The following is an 18,952-nucleotide window of genomic DNA, read 5'->3' on the forward strand; positions in this document are numbered from 1 at the left end:
GGGCGGCCCCGCGGGGCCGCCCTTTAGGTTATTACTGTTCTCCAAACTTAGCCGCTTCCGTAATTCCTTTCCAGGTATCGGTACGAAAGGGTACTGCCGGGAAATTTTCCTGATTGTAGAGGTTTACATCGCCGTTATCGTCCGCCCAGCCATACCGAACGGCCACCGGTGCCGTCACGGAATCGGCATGGACGACAATTGAGTTCCCCTGAATTTCAGCTTTGGCGTAATAAAACTTCTTATCAGCACTTGCTACTTCAAAGCCCTTCAAATACCCGTATTTATCTTTGGCCATCAACCCGCTACCCACACTGCGAAACGTCAGTACGGCCCGGTTACCATCAACGGTCATCTTGTCGAACAGAGGTCCACGCGAGGCATCACCTGCTTTGGCGTAAGCAACCCGCATAGCTTCAGCAGCTAAGCGATTACCAACATCCTGTTTGTTTTTCGGGTGTATGTCTGACCGCTCACCAATATCGGACGTTACGGCCATGCCCGTGTTGGGCAGTTGAAGAGTCATTGTCTGCGCTTCGCGGAGTTCAGCCCAGCCACTCCCTCGTCTGCTGTCTCCGTTAGCTGCGTTGTAACTGGCTAACTGAACGAACAGGAACGGAAAATCGTACCCCCAATGCTGACGCCAGTCCTGAATCATGAGCGGAAACGTTTTCCGGTATTGGTACGCCCGCCCCGCGTTAGACTCTCCCTGATACCAGATCGCCCCCTGAATGGCGTACGGAATGAGCGGGTTGAGCATAGCATTGAAAAGCTGTGTAGCGTAGGTATTAGGTCCCGGTTTGTAGGAGGAAGCAAACACATTGGCAACCCTGTATTTCCACTGACCCGCCAGCGGAATCATGAGTCCATCGCCCGACAGGTTAAGCTTTTGAGGCTCACCCATAAGACCTCCGCTTCCACCCGTATCCGTTACGCGGACAGCTATCACATTCCGGCCCGGCTTCAGCAATCCTTCGGGTAGCATGTACACGCGTGCACCTCTCCCTTTGGTACTGCCCACCAGCTGCCCGTTGACAAAGGTCGAATCGTTATCATCGACCGAGTCCATATGTAGCGTTACTTTTTGCAGCTTACTGCCCTCAGGAACCGTAATCTCCTGCCGAAACCACACCACGCCATCCAGCGTCGGTAAGCCGCCCCACTCCCAGTCGCCGGGCATATTCATGGTTTTCCAGTCACTATCAGTCAAGGTAGCACTTGCCCAGCTTTGCTCTTCGATGGCGGTTGGTAACCCACCCTGCTGTGTTTTTAACAAGGCCTGCGTGCGAGCAGCACCGCTTTTTATGACTTCTTCATCCGTTGCGGGCAATTTATTCGCTACTGATTTTAGCTCGTCATGCTGGTTCATGGCTTCACGGCTAGTCCAGGTTTCAGAGTGCGTGCCGCCCCAAGAGGTGTTAATCAAGCCAATCGGAACGTTCAGTTCTTTTTGCAATTGTTTGGCAAAGAAGTACCCAACAGCCGTAAACTGAGGAGCGGTTGCCGGTGTACACACACTCCAGCTTCCTTCGATATTCTCTTTAGGTGTAAGACTGAGGTCTTTTTTAACCAATAGCTGCCGGATGTTGGGAAAGTTTGCCAACGGAATTTCCGTTTTGGCATTGGCTGCGGCTACCAACGGCCACTCCATATTCGACTGCCCGGAGCAAATCCAGACTTCACCCGTTAGTACATCGTCAAAGGAAACAGTATTCTTTTTGCCTTTTACCAGCAGTTGATATGGGCCACCTGCTTCCATCGGATCGAGGACTATACGCCATTTCCCGTCTTTACCCGCTTTCGTTGTTTTGATCTGACTGGCGACGGTTACGGTTACTTTTTCACCAGCATCGGCCCAGCCCCATACCGGCACCGGCTTTCGACGCTGCAAGACCATGTGGGAACCAAAGACGTTTGGCAAGCGAACATCGGCAAAGCCCGTTTGTGCGGCCAAAAGACATAAAAAGAGGAAACGTCCTGTTAAACGATTCATGCGAATTCAGTGGTTAAGATAAGTATTCTGTCAGCCTGAGAGCGTGGCGCGAACATAAAAGATAAAATTTTACATTTATCCTTATTGGTGGATAAAACTTCCTCTTTGTGATGACAACCGAACGCATACTCATTACCGGCGCTACCGGTAATGTAGGTCTGGCAACACTGGCCGATCTGATGAGACACCCGGGAAAGCAAGAGTTTACGGTCGTAGCCGGATTACGGTCGCCAGGTCAGTAAACGGAAAGGTTAGGTCTGGAAGCTAATGAAACCGTTTGCCTTGACTTCAAAAATTCAGCCACGTTCGAGGCAGCGCTGGCGGGTGTCAGCCGTATTTTGCTGATTCGGGAAGCGGGATTGCCGTATACATTCTTACAACCGAGCTTTTTCAGTCAAAATCTGAGCACAACGTATCGGGACGAAATCAGGCTCCGAAATGAGATTTTCGTACCTGCCGCTCACGGCCGAACCAGTTTTATTGATGTACGGGATATCAGTGCTACGGACGTACTTAGCCGAAAAATAACGTACGCAAATCCATCTATTTTGGGCTTTATCTGGCAGAAGTGCCAGAAGGAGAAATTACCCCTTGGCTATACCTTAATTATGGCGGCCCTATATACCGTATCGAAATTAGGGAAGGCGGCAGGGCTCACGTCCGAAACAGAACGCTTACTAAAACGACCACCAATAACCTTCCGGCAATTTGCCAATGACTTCCGGGATGTCTGGAATTAGGCAGTGATCCTATTGCAATCGCGACGTTTTCCCGCGAACGTCCAGCGCGTTTCCTAACTTCCGTTTGGTCGAGAAAGTGTACCGGAGTGTCATGCCGTAACTCATACCCGTTCCGGAGCCGGAGAGTTGCGCCTGTTGAACAGCCATACGATTGATACTATACGTAACATCGGTCGTCAGGGCATTACCAATTCCCCAAAACCTACGAACTGAAAAGCCAAGATCAACGACCTTGCTCAGCCGTACATTGTATTCGGCACCCACTTCGGCGAGAGCCGTCAAGTTCGTATTGGTGTTCGTCTGGCTGGTCAGTCGGAGGGTATCGGGGGTTTCCCGGCGTCCGTAATAACTGTAACCAATAAGTGAGAAGCGGCCTTCCTGCTGTCCGGTGTTCGGGACAACCCACAACCCGCCACTTAGCCAGAAGCCCGACCGAAGCCAGGGCTTATTTGTTGATAAAAGAAGGCGTTTGCCCCGTAAAACAAAGGCATTACGGGCATTGCTATACCGAAAGACTAAGGGTGAGTTGGCACTCGTTACCGAGATCTGTGTGTGAATGGGCATCCGGGCATATCCACCTTCAACAGCCCAGCGTTCACGGTAAACCCAGCCAACAACCGCCCCCCAACCGGGCTTTCCTACCAGATCACTTTCGATAAGCCCGTTTAGGGAATTGTCGAGTTTGGCACGATCTGTTCGGATGAATCCTTCCAGAGAAGCATACCAGCGGCTTTGGATGTAAGGACCACCATAACGGGTAAGCAGCCGGTCATATTGATGACTTCGCGCTGGCAATCGGTAATAGTCCGTTACGCCCTGTCCGAAGGCAGGCACAACAGCTAAGCCGAGCAGTATATACAGCAGGTAGCGTTTCATCATCTGGTATCCGTTAAAGCGTTTCACAAATAACGTGATAAACGTTTGTTTGTTAATTACTTAGGCACAATTTAATTCGCAAACGGTTATTAAATAGCACAAAGGAGATACGCAACAAGCAAATTTTACGTTTAAAGTACTCTTTATTCGCTAAAAACAGCGATTCGTTAGCCAATGAACAAAAAAATGGTTCTTGCTTATTAGCAAGAACCATTTATTATAACCTATTCAAAACGGACCTTTTTCTCAACCGTGTTTCATAACAGGTACCGAGATGGTCATGTTGTCCCAGCCAATAGAAATGCTGCTGTTAGCGGGCGTAATGATCAATTTTTCGATTGGTGCTTTGTTCATGGAAACGGGTACTTTAACTGTTGCGACATCCGTTCCTTTGATTTTTTCATAGTCATATGCACCCCACTGACCAAGCGTACTGTTCAGAATAACGCTCCACTCTTTTTCACCGGGAATAGTGAACAGCGTATAGGTCCCTGCTTTAACCATCTTCCCGCCAAACATAACGTCGCTCTTGAAGGTCACTTCGGTAGCGTCGTTGGCGCCGGTACGCCATACTTTACCATATTTCTCCAGACTATTTGACCCGTCAGCGCCAAAAATAACCCGGCCTCTTTTGGAGGGCTGACCATAAACTACCTTAATGTTTTTATCTGGACTTTCAACGGTCACTTTAGGGCTTGCGGGTGCTTTATTGTCCTGCGCCTGTACAACCGATACCGTTGCTAACAGGAAAGTAAAAAGGGCAATTAGGTTTTTCATGTGCTAATGAATTGAATTGATTTATCGTTTATTACTCCATAAACGTTACAAAGTAAACGATAGTTTTTGATAACGCTATATCACTTCCGGAACATTGCACCTTCAGATCGGGTACATGTTTGAAATAATAGTTTGACATCTGAAAATCATAAAAATCAATGCTCCAGTACCAGATCAAAGCCAAAACCTGGTATTTTAGAGGTACTATCGTATGTAAGCATACTTTTTTCTACTAGTTTCGCTCCTTATGGCAACGACCTATTTTAGCAAGCGTAATCTCCAGTTTCTCCTGCATGAAGTCTTTAAAGCAGAAGAGCTAACCAAATACGAGTATTTCAGCGCGCACGACCGCGAAACGTTCAATCTCGTACTCGACTCGGCCACGTACATCGCCGATACACTCATGCACCCGTACCTAAAGGATATCGACAAAAACCAGCCTGAGCTGAAAAATGGTCAGGTTACCGTACATCCAAAGGTGAAAGAGTATTTAAAAGCCGTGGGCGAAGCTGGACTCATAGGGGCAGGATTTTCCTTTGAGCACGGCGGGCAGCAACTGCCGGAAATGATCAGTTCCTGCGTTGGGTTTATTCTGATGGCGGCAAACAACGGTATGATGTATACGGGGCTGACGTCCGGAGCAGCTCACCTTATCACATCCTTTGGCTCACCTGAACTCAGCGAAACATATGTACCCAATATGCTCGCCGGTACCTGGCAGGGCACCATGGCCCTGACGGAGCCCCAGGCGGGTTCGTCGCTATCTGACGTAACAACATCGGCCACCCCACTGCCCGATGACCAATTTGGATCTGGAGCGTACAAAATCAAAGGTCAGAAAGTCTTTATTTCGGCGGGCGACCACGATGCCGTTGATAATATCGTTCACCTGATGCTGGCCCGAATTGATGGTGCACCTAAGGGGACGAAAGGTATTTCGCTGTTCGTGGTTCCCAAATACCGGCCCGATGGCAACGGCGGCTTTGTCGATAATGACGTGACCTCAACGGGGGTATACCATAAAATGGGGCAGAAAGGCGTACCCGCCATGCACCTGACAATGGGCACCAACGACGATACCATCGGCTATCTCGTTGGCCAGCCGCACCAGGGCTTGCCGTATATGTTCCAGATGATGAACGAAGCACGGATCGGGGTTGGTATGACAGCGGCTGCGATTGCCACGGCGGCCTATCATGCCGCACTGGAATACGCCAAAGAGCGCCCCCAAAGTCGGCGACTTAATCAGAAAAACCTTCTCGATGCACCCCAGACGCCCATTATCAATCACCCCGATGTACGGCGGATGCTGCTTTTCCAGAAAGCCGTAACGGAGGGGTCGCTCTCGTTGCTGATTGAAGCCGCCCGTTTGTATGACATCAGTGAAGTAGCGCAGGGCGAGGAAAAAGAAAACGCCTTTTTGCTGCTCGACCTGCTGATGCCGGTGGCTAAATCCTATCCATCCGAAATGGGTGTACAATCGGTAAGCCAGAGCTTACAGACCTTTGGCGGCTACGGATTTACGGAAGACTTCCCCGTTGAGCAGTTGTACCGCGACATCCGCATCACACCCATTTACGAAGGTACAACGGGTATTCAGGCCCAGGACTTATTGGGTCGGAAGATGACCATAAAAGGCGGAAAAGCGCCCCAGCTTCTTTTTGCTGAAATAAGCAAGCTCATTGCCGAAGCCAGCACTTTCGACGATCTGAAACCCTACGCCGACCAGCTCACGGCGGAACTCAAACGCACGCAGGAGGTTATGGCCAGCCTGATGCCGCACGCGCAGAAAGGTGATATTGAACGCTACCTGTCCGACGCGACCTTGTTTCTGGAAATGTTCGGGATTGTGGTTATTGCCTGGCAGTGGCTAAAGCAGGCCGTAGTTGCCAAACAGTTGTTACTCACGCAGAATCCGCAGGGTGACGACTTGATCTTTTACGAAGGCAAGATTCACACCATGAAATTTTTCTTCCATTACGAGGTTCCAAAAACTCTGGGATTAGCCGTACGACTCAAAGACACGGAAGTTCTTACCATCGTAACGGAGAAGGAACTGGCCCTGTAAAGTCCTCTTTATTGTTACGAACCCATCAATTACATTTCTTAGTACGCCAGAAAATGTAATTGATGGGTTCGTTCATAATAATACCGGGCAAAACTATGTTTTTTATTATTTAGTAAGCTTCTACGTTTCAGAACCTTTACCTTTGCGGCTTCAATCGCCCGCGTTCGTAATGCCGCTGATTGCCCAATCAAGTTATGAGCCGCCCACCCGCTTGTGGAACGGCCACCTGCAAACCATCATCCCCTCGCTGTTTCGCAAGGTACAGGTTACCTACGTCCGCGAACGCATCGAGACCCCGGATGATGATTTTCTAGATTTGGATTGGAGTTTTTCTTTAGTAATTAGGAGCCAGGAGCCAGGAGTGAGCGGCCAGCGTTCCGGGAGCCATCCGGCCGCACAACATGCCGATCCGCCGGTGCGGTCATCCTTCCTCACCGCCGGGCGGCCCCATACTAACTCCTCGCTCCAGATTCCTTCAAACTCACTTGTCATTCTCTCTCATGGGCTTGAGGGCAGTTCGAGTAGCTCTTATCTGGCGGGTATGGTTCGGCATCTGACAAAACATGGGTTCGACTGTCTGGCCTGGCATTACCGCTCCTGTAGTGGGGAACTGAACCGACAGCAACGGTTTTACCACATTGGTGAAACGGGCGATTTACACTTCATTATTCAGCACGCGCTCTCGAAAGGCTACCAGACTATTTACCTTATGGGGTTTAGCGCTGGCGGCAATGTAACCTTAAAATACATCGGTGAACAGGGACAGTCGCTGCATCCATCGGTCAAAAAAGCCGTTGTTTTCTCCGTACCCGTTCATTTGATGGGCTCAGCCAGTCGGCTCGAACGATGGGATAGCTTGGTCTACAATTATCGTTTTAATCGCACACTTAAACGCAAGATTTTGCAGAAAGCGTCGCTGATGCCGGGCGTTTTTCCGACTGAAGCGATAACAAAGGCCCGGAACATTCGTGAATTCGATAACCTGTTTACAGCGCCGATGAATGGGTTCAGGGACGTAACCGACTATTACACGCGAAGCAGTTCTTTACAATTTATACCTGCCATCGCTATTCCGACATTGTTGGTAAACGCCAAAAATGACCCGTTTCTATCACCCGAATGTTTCCCCGAAGCATTGGGCCGGGAACTCCCCAACGTCTGGATGGAGTTTCCGGAGGAAGGTGGCCACTGCGGCTTTCCCTCCCGAAAAGAAGGTATTCAGGGCACGTACTGGTCGGAAGAGCGGGCGTTGCAATTTTTGACAATCACGAACTAAAGACCATACCTGTTGAATTCGTTACACCCATTGCCCCGCGTATAGTGCGGGAATAGCTAATTTATCTGATGCTCACCAAACCACTCGAACAGACGTATTACATCATTGATTTCGACAGCACCCTCACAAAGGTAGAAGCGCTCGACGTGCTGGGCGAAATCTCACTCACTGGCCGTCCGGACCGCGATGATGTGCTGAATGAAATCAAAGTGATAACCGACCGAGGCATGTCGGGCGAAATATCGTTTACTGATTCACTCAAGTTACGGCTGAACCTGCTGAAAGCGCACAAGAACCATCTGCCCGCCCTGATCGAAACCCTGATGGGTAAAATCTCGGATTCCTTTCAGCGCAACAGGCAATTTCTGTCCGAGAATGCCGACTCGATCTATATCGTTTCCAATGGCTTCAAAGAGTTTATTGTACCCATCGTTACGTCGTTAGGAATTCATGCGGAGAACGTTTTTGCCAATACATTCGAGTTCGACCAAGAGGGAGCTATCGTGGGGTTCGACCCACAAAATCCTCTGTCGGCCAACGGCGGCAAATCGCAGGTAATTCGAAATCTGCATCTCGATGGGGAAGTGTACGTTATTGGCGATGGCTATACCGATTACGAAATCAAGGCATCTGGCCTGGCAAATCGCTTTTACGCCTTTACCGAAAACGTAATGCGTCCCCGCGTAGTTGAACGGGCCGACCATGTGGCTCCCTCGCTCGATGAGTTTCTGTACCACAACAACCTGAGCCGCAGCCAGTCGTACCCGAAGAGCCGTATCAAAGTGCTGCTCCTCGAAAACGTTCACCCAAATGCTATTCAACTCTTCGAGCAGGAAGGGTTCAACGTCGAGATTCGCAAAGGAGCATTGGATGAGGACGAACTGATCGAAGCCATCCGCGATGTGTCTATTCTGGGCATCCGCTCGAAGACGAATGTTACCGCCCGCGTGCTGGAACATTCCAATAAACTGATGACCATCGGTGCGTTTTGCATCGGCACCAACCAGATTGACCTCGATGCCTGCACCGATAAAGGGATAGCCGTATTTAATGCGCCGTACAGCAACACCCGCTCGGTGGTTGAGCTGGCCATTGGCGAGATTATCATGCTGATTCGGAGCATTGTGCCCAAGAGCAACATGATGCACAAGGGCGGCTGGGACAAATCAGCTAAGAACAGCTTTGAAGTACGGGGTAAAAAACTTGGCCTGGTCGGTTACGGCAACATTGGCACCCAACTATCGGTTGTGGCCGAAGCGCTGGGCATGGAGGTTTACTTCTACGACGCCGTCGATAAGCTGGCGCTGGGCAATGCCCGCAAATGCAAATCGCTGGACGAACTGCTGTCCATCGCCGATATTATCAGCCTGCACACCGACGGCCGGAAAGAAAATAAAAACCTGATCAGCTACCGGGAGTTCGGGCTGATGAAAAACGGCGTTATCTTCCTGAACCTGTCGCGCGGCCATATCGTAGATATTCCGGCCCTGGTCGACGCCATTGAGCGGGGTAAAGTTGCCGGTGCGGGTGTCGACGTATTCCCGCAAGAGCCGAAGACGAACAACGAAGAGTTCATGAGTGCCCTTCGTAACCTGCCCAACGTTATTCTGACGCCCCACATTGGCGGCAGTACGGAGGAGGCTCAGGCGAACATCGGAAGCTTTGTACCGGGCAAACTGCTCGAATACATTAATAATGGCAGTACGTACGGCAGCGTAAACTTCCCGGAGTTGCAACTTCCGCTGTTGAAAGGTGCCCACCGCCTGCTGCACATTCACGCCAACGTTCCGGGTATTTTGGCAAAAATGAACACCATCTTTGCCAAGTACCACATCAACATTCACGGCCAGTACCTCAAAACCAATGAGAAAATCGGGTACGTGATTACCGACGTGGCCAAGGAATACGCCGACGAAGTTGTGGAAGAACTCAAAGGCATCGACAACACAATCAAGTTCCGACTATTATACTAAAAGAGCGGACGAGTGAAAGAGCGGACGAGTGCTCTTTCACTCGTCCGCTCTTTCACTCGTTCAAAAATGAAAAATACCTACTTTACGCCTGGCCCGGCCGAGTTATACCCAACGTTTTATCAACACCTGCAAACGGCAATGGACGAACAGATTGGCTCGATCTCGCATCGGAGCCAGCGGTTTCGGGACATCTATAAGTTTGCGGATGAACAACTGCGGACGTTACTGAGCATTCCATCAACGCATGGCATCTTCTTTACCGGTTCGGCATCGGAAGTATGGGAACGGGTATTGCTCAACTGCGTGGAGCACGAGAGTTTTCACCTCGTAAATGGCTCGTTCTCCCAGAAGTTTTACGATTACGCCAACGCCCTGCACAAACACGCCCATGTACTCGAAAAACCGTTTGGCGAAGGATTCGATGCTGCTGATGTGGAGATTCCTGCTTACGCGGAACTGGTTTGCTTGACCCATAACGAAACCTCGTCGGGTGTGCAGATGCGGACGAGCGAAATGCATAAACTGAAGCGGAAGTACCCCAAGAAGTTATTTTGTATTGACACTGTCTCCTCAGCCCCCTACCCCGACCTTGATTTTAACCTGATCGACTCGGCGTTTTTCTCGGTTCAGAAAGCGTTTGGTATGCCCGCCGGTCTGGGAGTCTGGATTGCCAGTCAGAATTGTCTGGCTAAAGCCGAACGGCTGGAAAAGAACGACTCGCTCACCATTGGTGCGCACCATACCCTGCCTACGCTTTGGAAGCACTACAAAACGTTCGAAACACCCGCTACGCCAAACGTGCTGTACATCTATATTCTGGGAAAAATTGCGGAAGATTTTAACCGGATCGGCATCGACACTATGCGAAAGCAGACGGAAGAGAAGGCCAGAATGCTCTATAAATTCCTGGAAACGTCCGATACACTGTCACCTTTCGTGAGCCAAGAACGCCACCGTTCGCAGACGGTCATTGTGGCAACCACCGGAACGCCCAATAAGCCAAAATCATCAGCCGATGTTATGGCCGCTACGAAAGCGGTTAATATGATTGTGGGCAGCGGGTACGGTAAATTTAAGGATTCGCAAATTCGGATTGCAAACTTCCCGGCCGTTTCCATCGAACAGGTAGCGGCATTGATCGATGAGTTGAAGAAATAATACTATCCCCGCCCGGCAACTTTATAAAACGCCTTTTCCAGGTTGGGAAGGGCGTTCTTTTTTTATTCGCTATTCTTAACAGGGGAACTGTATAAACAAACCTTATGGGGGCTGTATGGTTAATAGGACAGTATTGAAAGGATTATTAACTCAACGACGATGAAGAAACTACTTACAACCTCAACACTCCTGATGAGCCTGATGATTACGGGCATGGCTCAGAACAGGCCCGACTCATCCAAGGAGGAAAAGCCACTAATTGACGACAAAACGAAACAGGAAGTTCGTCAGAAAGCCAACGAAGCTGGTGAAAAAATGGAAGAAGAAATTGACAAATCCATTAGTTATCAGCAGGCTAACCAGTTAAGCTGGTTCCAGCCAAACAACCTTTTTTTGGGGGGTGGCTTAGGTATGGGGGCTACTGACGGGAAAGTTTACCTGGCATTCAATTCACGGATCGGCTATTTTTTCCAGCCGGGCTTTGCGGCCGGTCTTCGCTATGATGCCGACCGGCTGGTGGGTAACAAATATCACGCCCGTCAGGTGGGAGCTTTTGCACGTTATTATCCATTCCGTACGCGAATCAGCAGCTTTGTTGGTGCCAGTTTGAATAGTGGCCGGGAGTTTTCGGAGAATGTTCCTGCTGATACGAAATACAAATACACCAGCGTAGGGTTGGAAATTGGCGTTATGGCCTGGATTCTGCACCGCCTGGGCGCTGAGGTGTCGTACGAAAGCAGCTTTTATAACAAGATCGACCCGACCGTTAGCCGGGGTAAAGGTGGTCGTCTGAAAATTGGCGTCAACTACTATTTTGGCCGAGTAGCTGGTAAAGGTGTAAAACTGGCGCGGTAATTCTGCCTGGTCGGTTATATTACATAGCGAGATACCTGAAAAATTGATTAACCACAGAGCCATCAAAGGCCAATAGCGGACCGATTGCAGCTCTGTGCTCTTTGTGACTCTGTGGTTAACTATCTTCTGACAAACTCTTCAGCCTGTAAATACGCTCCAAAGGGACTATTTACAGGCTTTTTTTATGCTCAAAAGTGATCAACGAGACCTTTACAAAGGTCATCATTACAATTTTATCATATTTTATAAAAAAATAATCTTAATTCAGAGGTTAAGTTTCTCTTAAATACTGCTCATGGTATAAAGCCCCATGGAATGATGAGCAGACGCCTACCCCCAGACGACGCACAGCAACTTTGGCAGGAATACAGATCGGGCGATATGTACGCCCTCGCCAAAATCATGCAAAGTCATTACTCCGACCTTTTCCATTGGGGTATGCGGCTCCACGCCGACCGGGAGTTTGTAAAAGACTGCATTCAGGAAATCTTTCTGAACCTCTGGAAGATGCAAGAGTCCATTCGTCCGGTAGAAAATGTCCGGGCGTATCTGCTCGTCGTGCTCAAAAGCCGAATGTTGCGGGAGCTGGCAAAAAAACATACGGCGTATAATTCGTCGGTTTCCGATGAATACGCGTTCTCGGTCGAATTTTCGGCTGACATTCACCTGATCGAAGAGGAGCACGAAATCTACCAGACCCGCAAACTGGAGTATGTCATCAACCATCTGCCCGACCGACAGAAAGAGCTTATCTACCTTCGTTTTTACCAGAATCTTAGTTTTGAACAGATTGCGGATGTCATGCATCTGGGTCGTCAATCGGTGTATAATCTGCTCCAGAAATCCCTCAACAGCCTCCGAAAGAACTGGACGGTCAATGGCATAGGGTTGGTGCTTTACTTTCTAAAGGAAGTCTGATAGTCCCCCTTATCGGTATCAACAACCCACTGGAAAGCAGCCAACAGCCATGAAAAATTACGAATCATACACAGTAGACGACTTTATTCAGGACGAAGAGTTTCGGGATTGGGTGCAGGGCAACAGCAGCCGGGAATCGTTCTGGATGTCTTTTCTCCAGCAATATCCCGAACAATGGGAAGCGTTCAAACACGCTGAACGCTTTATCCGGTCAACCAATGTTCCGGACGAACGACTCAGCGAAGGAGAGATCCGCAAAGAAACTAACCTATTCATTGAACGGGCCAGCGCCTATATCCCCGTTCGTAACCCGACGAAAATACCCCGAAACACCGAACAGCCAACTGTTTACCCGTTCGGTTCTCGCTGGAAGTTAGCCATTGCCGCACTTCTGGCAATGGCTTCAGGAATAAGCTGGTACTTTTCCCAGCCAGATCTACCCCATCCTTTCCCGCAACTGGCTGAAGCCAACAAAACACAACTAGTTGAAACCATCAACGATACGCAGCAGCCATTGCGGGTGGTGCTGAATGACAGTTCTGAAGTGCTGCTTAGCCCCAAAAGTCAGCTCCGGTATCCGGCGCGGTTTACCGGAAATTCACGAACCGTGTACCTCACCGGCGAGGCCAGTTTTGCGGTAAAGCACAAAAGCCAGCCGTTTATGGTGTACACCGGCGAAATGGTTACCAAAGTGCTGGGTACTCAATTTGTTGTACGCGCCTTCGACCTCGACCGGAACATCACCGTACAGGTCATTTCGGGAAAAGTGTCGGTCTACAAGGCCAAAACGAAACAAAGCCTTGATAACAAAGAAGTTAGGGGACTTATCCTGTATGCGAACCAGGCTGCTCTCTTTGAAAAAACAGCCGGTAACCTGACTAAAACGCTGGTAGCCAACCCATCCTTACTCAACAAACCCGAGAAGGAAGCGTCGTTTGTGTACGATGAAATACCCTTGCCGGTGATTTTGCGGGAGTTAGAGACAAGCTACGGCATCCCAATCCAATTCGATGAGCAGAGCTTTACAAGCAGCCGAATTACGGCCACCCTCTCGAACGAATCCCTCTACGAGAAACTGGACTTGCTATGCAAAGCAGCCTCAGCGAGTTACGAAATAACGGACGGCCAGATTGTAATCAGTCCTCTGAGAGTCCACGCTCCAAAGTAATCAATCGGCAAAAGCGCCTGATTCTAAACCCATAACCCTACCAAAACCATGAACAAACACCTTTCCGGGCAATTCTGGACGAAACTTATGAGGTTTTCACTAACACAGAGTTTAGTTATGTTCCTGCTTGTGGGTGTGTCGTACGCCCATTCGACTAATGCTCAGGAGTACCTGAAAAAACGCCTGACCCTTCATGCCGAAAATCAGGAAATCAAAAAGGTATTGGCAGAGATTGAAAAAGCAACCGGAGTGCAGTTTGTGTATAGCTCGCAGGTGATCGAGCCGAAGCAAAAAATAAGTATTCAGGCAACGAATGCCACGCTGGAAGAGGTACTCATCAAATATTTCAAACCGCTGAAAGTGGATTATGAGTTGGTGGGCCGTAAACTGGTTTTGTCAGCTGTGGTACCACAGAACTCACAAACCGGCTTGATTATTCCGGTAGAGGATGTGGTTGAAACGACAGCCCCAAAACGACTGGTGTCGGGCAAGGTAAGTGACGAGAAAGGGGCCGGTTTACCGGGCGTTAGCGTGCTGGTAAAAGGGTTACAGCGTGGCACCACGACTAATGCCGAAGGAAACTTCCAGCTCGACATTCCCGATGAGGGCGCTCCTGTGCTGGTATTCAGCTTTGTGGGCTACGAAGCCAAAGAGGTGATTGTCGGAAATCAGTCGGTTTTGCGCGTTTCGCTGGCTCCCGAAAGTAAAGCCCTGGGCGAGGTGGTTGTAACCGCACTGGGCATAAAAAAACAAGCCAAAAGCATTGGCTATGCCACCTCAACGGTCACGTCGGATCAAATCACGATCAACCGAACCGCCAATTTCATGAACGCCCTGCAAGGAAAAATTCCGGGGGTAAACATCACGTCTCTGGGGTCAGGCCCAGCCGGAACCAGCAAAATTCGAATTCGGGGACAATCGTCCTTCGGCGGAAATAACTCCCCGTTAATTGTCGTCAACGGTGTACCCATCGACAACACCAACTACGGCGCACGGGGTGATGTGGCCGACAAAGGCAGTAACCGAACCTCCGACAGCGGGGATGGTCTGAGCAGCATCAACCCCGACAATATCGAGACCATGACCGTACTGAAAGGGGCGGCTGCCTCGGCTCTGTACGGCTCCCGCGCCAAAGACGGCGTTATTATGATTACGACCAAAACCCGGGGAGCTGGGTCAGGTATCGGTCTCGAATACAACACTAATTTCACGACCGACACCCCGCTCGACTATACCGATTACCAGTATGAATATGGGCAGGGAGAAAACGGCGTTCGACCCACGGCACCGTTTCCAACGTCGGGACAGTGGAGCTTTGGCGAGAAATTCCAGCCCGGCATGACGCAAACCCTCTTCGATGGCGTGGTGGTGCCGTATGAACCTCAGCGCAACCAGATCACGAAATACTACCGAACCGGCCAAACCTGGACCAATACCCTTACGCTCTCGTCGGGGGGCGAATTTGGCGGATTTAGCCTGTCGCTTTCCAATCTGGACAACAAAACAATTCTGCCCGGTTCCGGCTATAACCGCAAAACGATCAATCTGGGATTTACGCAAACGCTGGCCAAAAAGCTGACGGTTTCGGGTAACATTAACTACTCGAACGAGTCGCGTACCAATCCACCGAACATCGCCGAGCAGGATTACAGCCCGGTTGTACTGTTCAATATGGCGAACTCCATGCCGCTCGACTTGCTGGAAAAATACGCATCCGACGCCCAGGGTAACGAAGTTGTCTGGTCCAGATTCACCAACCGGACCAATCCGTACTTCGCGCTCAAACGTTTCGAGAACGTTCGCAACGACCGTATTTTCGGCAACCTCACCGCCCGTTACAACTTCACCGACTGGTTGTTCCTGCAGGCGCGGGTGGGTCAGGATTATTATTCGCGTGAGCAGGATTACAATCTCCCCACCGGCAGCCAGCGGCAGCCCGCAGCCCCCGCCGGTTTCGTAAATGGCCAGTATGTGCAGGATGCCCGAAATGTACGCGAACTCAATACCGACTTTCTGCTGGGGGCTAACCGCACTTTCGGCGTGATCGGGGTGAATGTCAATGCCGGGGGCAACCAGATGTACCGCCGAATCAGTCGGCATAACGTATTTGTGCAGGATTTTTACACCCGTGGTCTATACACCATCGGCAACGGACGCCAGCGCGACGCCACCTACGAATTCTCGGAACGGCAGGTTAACTCGGTCTATGGGTCGGCGGAGGTTTCGTACAAGGACTTCCTGTTCGTGAATGGAACCGTCCGAAACGACTGGTTCTCTACCCTTTCGGCCGAAAACCGGAGTATCTTGTACCCGTCCGTAACCGCCAGCTTTGTGTTTTCGCAGGCCTTTGCCAATGCGCTGCCCGGCTGGATTTCGTTCGGCAAAATCAGGGCAGCTTACGCCGAAGTGGGGAGCGATACCGATGTTCAGCCTTATGCTAACAACCTGTTCTACGGAATCAATGCCCAGCAGTTTCCGTCGCCCGGCGGCACGGCCCAGCCATTGGCCAGTATCAGCGGGTCCACGGTCCCCAATGCCAATCTGCGCCCTATGCGCGTGTCTGAAAAGGAAGTCGGCCTGGAATTGAAGCTGTTCAACAACCGCATCGGGCTCGATCTGACCTACTACGACAAACTCTCCTCCGACCAGATTCTGCGCGCCCAGACCTCCGATGCGGGTGGATATCTGACCCAGCTCATCAACGTAGGCAAAAGCCAGAATCAGGGGTTTGAAATGTTGCTGACGTTCTCCCCACTCAAGCGGGCTAATGTCAGCTGGGATGTGAACATAAATGCGGCCTACAACAAGACCAAAGTGCTGGATCTGGGTACCAGCGTCAGCGACAACATGATTACGGTAGGCACCGGCGACTTTACCGGCGAACTCCGGCAGGTGGTGGGTTTACCAATGGGCCAGCTATTCGGCTTCGGCTACCTACGCGATGCCCAGGGCCGTCAGGTATTTGACGTAGGCAATGGACGCCCCCTGCGAACGCCCACCCAAATCAGTTTTGGCAGCGCCCTGCCCTTGTGGGTGGGCGGTATTACCAACAGCTTCACCTATAAAGGTGTCAGTCTGTCCTTCCTGATCGACTTCAAACTCGGCCACAAGATGATTTCCGGCACGAATCACAATGCCTGGCGGCACGGTTTGCACAAAGCCACGCTGGTTGGCCGGGAGCAGGGATTTATTATCGGCGATGGCGTCAATCCAAACGGCGAAGTCAACCAGACAAAATCGGGGGTACAGGCATACTACGAAACCGTTCGGTCGCAGAACATTGCCGAAGAGTTTGTTTACAATGCCGGGCTTTGGCAGTTACGGCAGATTACGCTGGGCTATGATTTCAGCAAATTCCTGCCGTCCACGATTCCATTCATCAAGGGTATTCGGCTGAATGCCGTAGCGAACAACGTAGCGGTGATCAAGAAATGGGTGCCTAACATTCACCCGGAGCAGTTTGGCTTCCCGTCCGACAACCTCATTGGCCTCGAAGCTACCGGATTGCCCGTCACCCGCAGCGTAGGTTTTAATCTCAATCTCCGATTTTAAGCGTCACCGGCCGACATTCCCATCCCATCAAAACGGACTAACATGAAAACGATTCGAAAGTATCTGCCCGGCTGGGCCCTCCTTGTCTTTCTGCTGGCCTCCTGCGACAAAGGGTTCGACCAGATGAACGTCAACCCCATTGCGCTGACGGCTGTTGAACCGGCTTTTCAGCTAAATACTGCCATTCTGAACAGTGTACCGGGTTACGGCAACCTGAGTTACGAGACGACCATCGTAAAGCAGATGATTACGCCATTCAGTGGTCAGGGTTCGGCAGCTAACTTCAATCAGGACAACCGCAATGTGGCGGCTGGTAACTGGAATACCTTTTATCAGTCCGTCATCAAGGAAATAACGGATGTTGTCACGAAAACCAAAGACGATCCAACCCGTACGAATCTGTACAACATGGCCCGGATCTGGCGGGCCTATTCGTTCATGATCCTGACGGACACCTACGGGGATATTCCTTACGCTCAGGCGGGGAAAAGTTATCTGGAGGGTATCGTGGCCCCCATTTACGACACCCAGGAATCCGTTTATACCGACCTGCTCACCGAACTGGATGCGGCCTCAACGGCTATGGACGCTACCAAAACCAAAGTAGCCAGCGATATTCTGTACGACGGCGATGTAGTAAAATGGAAGCGATTGGGCTACTCCATTCTGCTGAGAGCCGCCATGCGCTTATCGAAAATTAACCCGACAAAGGCAGCTGAGTACGTTGCTAAAGCAGTAGCGGGTGGCGTTATGCAGTCCAACGACGACAATGCCATCATCCGCCATACGGCCAGCTTTACCAATCCCGTCGGCTCGCAACTGAACGGCGGTCAGTCGGCATTCTTTTATCTGGCCGACGACTTCGTGAGCTATCTGAGCAAAACCAACGACCCGCGGCTGGCCTCCATTGCGGTGCGCTACGTGGGTGCCACCAGTGGTGCCCAGCAGGTGGAATCGAGAGCCAACCGAACACCGGCCGCTCAAATTGGCGCTCCGCTGGGTTACGACAATACCACCATCAGCGCGGCCGTAACGGCCAGCAAACTGGCAAGTTTGTGGGACTACAGCCAGCTCGACAAAACGAGGATGGCGGCTCTGCTGGCACCCAGCTTTCTGGTTACTTACGCGCAGACGCAACTTCTGCTGGCCGAAGCCGCCTTCCGCAAATGGACCACGGGCGATCCGGCTACTCTATACGCCAACGGTATACGTTCGCACATGCGGCAATTGGCCACCTACGGAGCCAGCACCGCCGTGCCTGATGCCTCCATTTCAACCTACTTACAAACCAATCCCCTGACGGCGGGCCAGGAACTGGAGCAGATCAACACGCAGTACTGGGTCGCTTCATTCCTCGTCGGCCCGGAAACATGGGCTAACTTCCGCCGGTCGGGCTTTCCGGTGTTGAAACCCAATCCATACCCCGGAAGCGACCTCAAAACGGAGCCGTTCATCCGTCGGCTAACCTATACCGACGCCGAACTGAATGTCAACAAAGTCAATGTGCAACAGGCTATTAGCCGACAGGGGCCTAATTTGCTCGACACCCGAATCTGGTGGGATAAGAAGTAAAGTAAAGCCGCACCCATTCCCTCTTTAGT

The 18,952-nt window shown here is 50.8% G+C and carries 14 protein-coding genes; 11 read left to right on the forward strand and 3 right to left on the reverse strand.

The genetic code is table 11. From position 1 onward, the window contains the following. Nucleotides 1-31: 31 nt before the first annotated feature. Nucleotides 32-1,990: a sialate O-acetylesterase gene (locus NT073_RS23360; protein ID WP_297378446.1), complete on the reverse strand. Its 1,959-nt coding sequence runs from the start codon at nucleotides 1,988-1,990 to the stop codon at nucleotides 32-34. Nucleotides 1,991-2,100: 110 nt separating this feature from the next. Here NT073_RS23360 and NT073_RS23365 point away from each other — a divergent pair, with 110 nt between their 5' ends. Together NT073_RS23365 and NT073_RS23370 are read left to right on the forward strand one after the other, a co-directional pair. Next, nucleotides 2,101-2,232, forward strand: coding sequence for a hypothetical protein (locus NT073_RS23365; protein WP_297378449.1), 132 nt, complete (start codon nucleotides 2,101-2,103; stop codon nucleotides 2,230-2,232). Between the two features lie 96 nt (nucleotides 2,233-2,328). Continuing rightward, complete coding sequence (locus NT073_RS23370; RefSeq protein ID WP_297378454.1) at nucleotides 2,329-2,730, forward strand: hypothetical protein; 402 nt, start codon at nucleotides 2,329-2,331, stop codon at nucleotides 2,728-2,730. 9 nt (nucleotides 2,731-2,739) lie between these two features. On the opposite strand, the gene NT073_RS23375 is transcribed toward NT073_RS23370, so the two are convergent. Then, complete coding sequence (locus tag NT073_RS23375) at nucleotides 2,740-3,633, reverse strand: hypothetical protein (RefSeq protein ID WP_297378456.1); 894 nt, start codon at nucleotides 3,631-3,633, stop codon at nucleotides 2,740-2,742. Nucleotides 3,634-3,852: 219 nt separating this feature from the next. Beyond that, the gene (locus NT073_RS23380; RefSeq protein ID WP_297378459.1) at nucleotides 3,853-4,383 is read right to left on the reverse strand and encodes a DUF2911 domain-containing protein; all 531 of its coding nucleotides are present in this window, start codon (nucleotides 4,381-4,383) and stop codon (nucleotides 3,853-3,855) included. 247 nt (nucleotides 4,384-4,630) lie between these two features. On the opposite strand from NT073_RS23380, the gene NT073_RS23385 reads away from it, so the two are divergent. The 9 genes from NT073_RS23385 to NT073_RS23425 all read left to right on the forward strand — a co-directional run bounded on the left by NT073_RS23385 (nucleotide 4,631) and on the right by NT073_RS23425 (nucleotide 18,923). Continuing rightward, nucleotides 4,631-6,451, forward strand: coding sequence for an acyl-CoA dehydrogenase (locus tag NT073_RS23385; protein ID WP_297378461.1), 1,821 nt, complete (start codon nucleotides 4,631-4,633; stop codon nucleotides 6,449-6,451). 169 nt (nucleotides 6,452-6,620) lie between these two features. Beyond that, complete coding sequence (locus NT073_RS23390; protein ID WP_297380252.1) at nucleotides 6,621-7,727, forward strand: alpha/beta fold hydrolase; 1,107 nt, start codon at nucleotides 6,621-6,623, stop codon at nucleotides 7,725-7,727. Nucleotides 7,728-7,795: 68 nt separating this feature from the next. Continuing rightward, on the forward strand, nucleotides 7,796-9,700 hold the full coding sequence (gene serA, locus NT073_RS23395) for a phosphoglycerate dehydrogenase (RefSeq protein ID WP_297378464.1): 1,905 nt from the start codon (nucleotides 7,796-7,798) through the stop codon (nucleotides 9,698-9,700). Between the two features lie 66 nt (nucleotides 9,701-9,766). Next, nucleotides 9,767-10,858 carry an aminotransferase class V-fold PLP-dependent enzyme gene (locus NT073_RS23400; protein ID WP_297378468.1) on the forward strand — a complete coding sequence of 364 codons (1,092 nt, stop codon included), beginning with the start codon at nucleotides 9,767-9,769 and terminating at the stop codon, nucleotides 10,856-10,858. Between the two features lie 159 nt (nucleotides 10,859-11,017). Next, on the forward strand, nucleotides 11,018-11,713 hold the full coding sequence (locus NT073_RS23405) for a hypothetical protein (RefSeq protein ID WP_297378471.1): 696 nt from the start codon (nucleotides 11,018-11,020) through the stop codon (nucleotides 11,711-11,713). Nucleotides 11,714-12,028: 315 nt separating this feature from the next. After that, nucleotides 12,029-12,631 carry a sigma-70 family RNA polymerase sigma factor gene (locus tag NT073_RS23410; protein WP_297378474.1) on the forward strand — a complete coding sequence of 201 codons (603 nt, stop codon included), beginning with the start codon at nucleotides 12,029-12,031 and terminating at the stop codon, nucleotides 12,629-12,631. Nucleotides 12,632-12,680: 49 nt separating this feature from the next. Continuing rightward, nucleotides 12,681-13,799 (forward strand): FecR family protein, encoded by a 1,119-nt coding sequence (locus NT073_RS23415; protein ID WP_297378477.1) that lies wholly within the window; start codon nucleotides 12,681-12,683, stop codon nucleotides 13,797-13,799. Between the two features lie 48 nt (nucleotides 13,800-13,847). After that, entirely contained in the window at nucleotides 13,848-17,351 is a 3,504-nt protein-coding gene (locus tag NT073_RS23420) for a SusC/RagA family TonB-linked outer membrane protein (protein ID WP_297378480.1), read from the forward strand. 42 nt (nucleotides 17,352-17,393) lie between these two features. After that, nucleotides 17,394-18,923 carry a SusD/RagB family nutrient-binding outer membrane lipoprotein gene (locus tag NT073_RS23425; RefSeq protein WP_297378483.1) on the forward strand — a complete coding sequence of 510 codons (1,530 nt, stop codon included), beginning with the start codon at nucleotides 17,394-17,396 and terminating at the stop codon, nucleotides 18,921-18,923. Nucleotides 18,924-18,952 lie beyond the last annotated feature (29 nt).

The sequence above is a fragment of the Spirosoma sp. genome, from assembly GCF_026391055.1.
Taxonomy (GTDB): domain Bacteria; phylum Bacteroidota; class Bacteroidia; order Cytophagales; family Spirosomataceae; genus Spirosoma.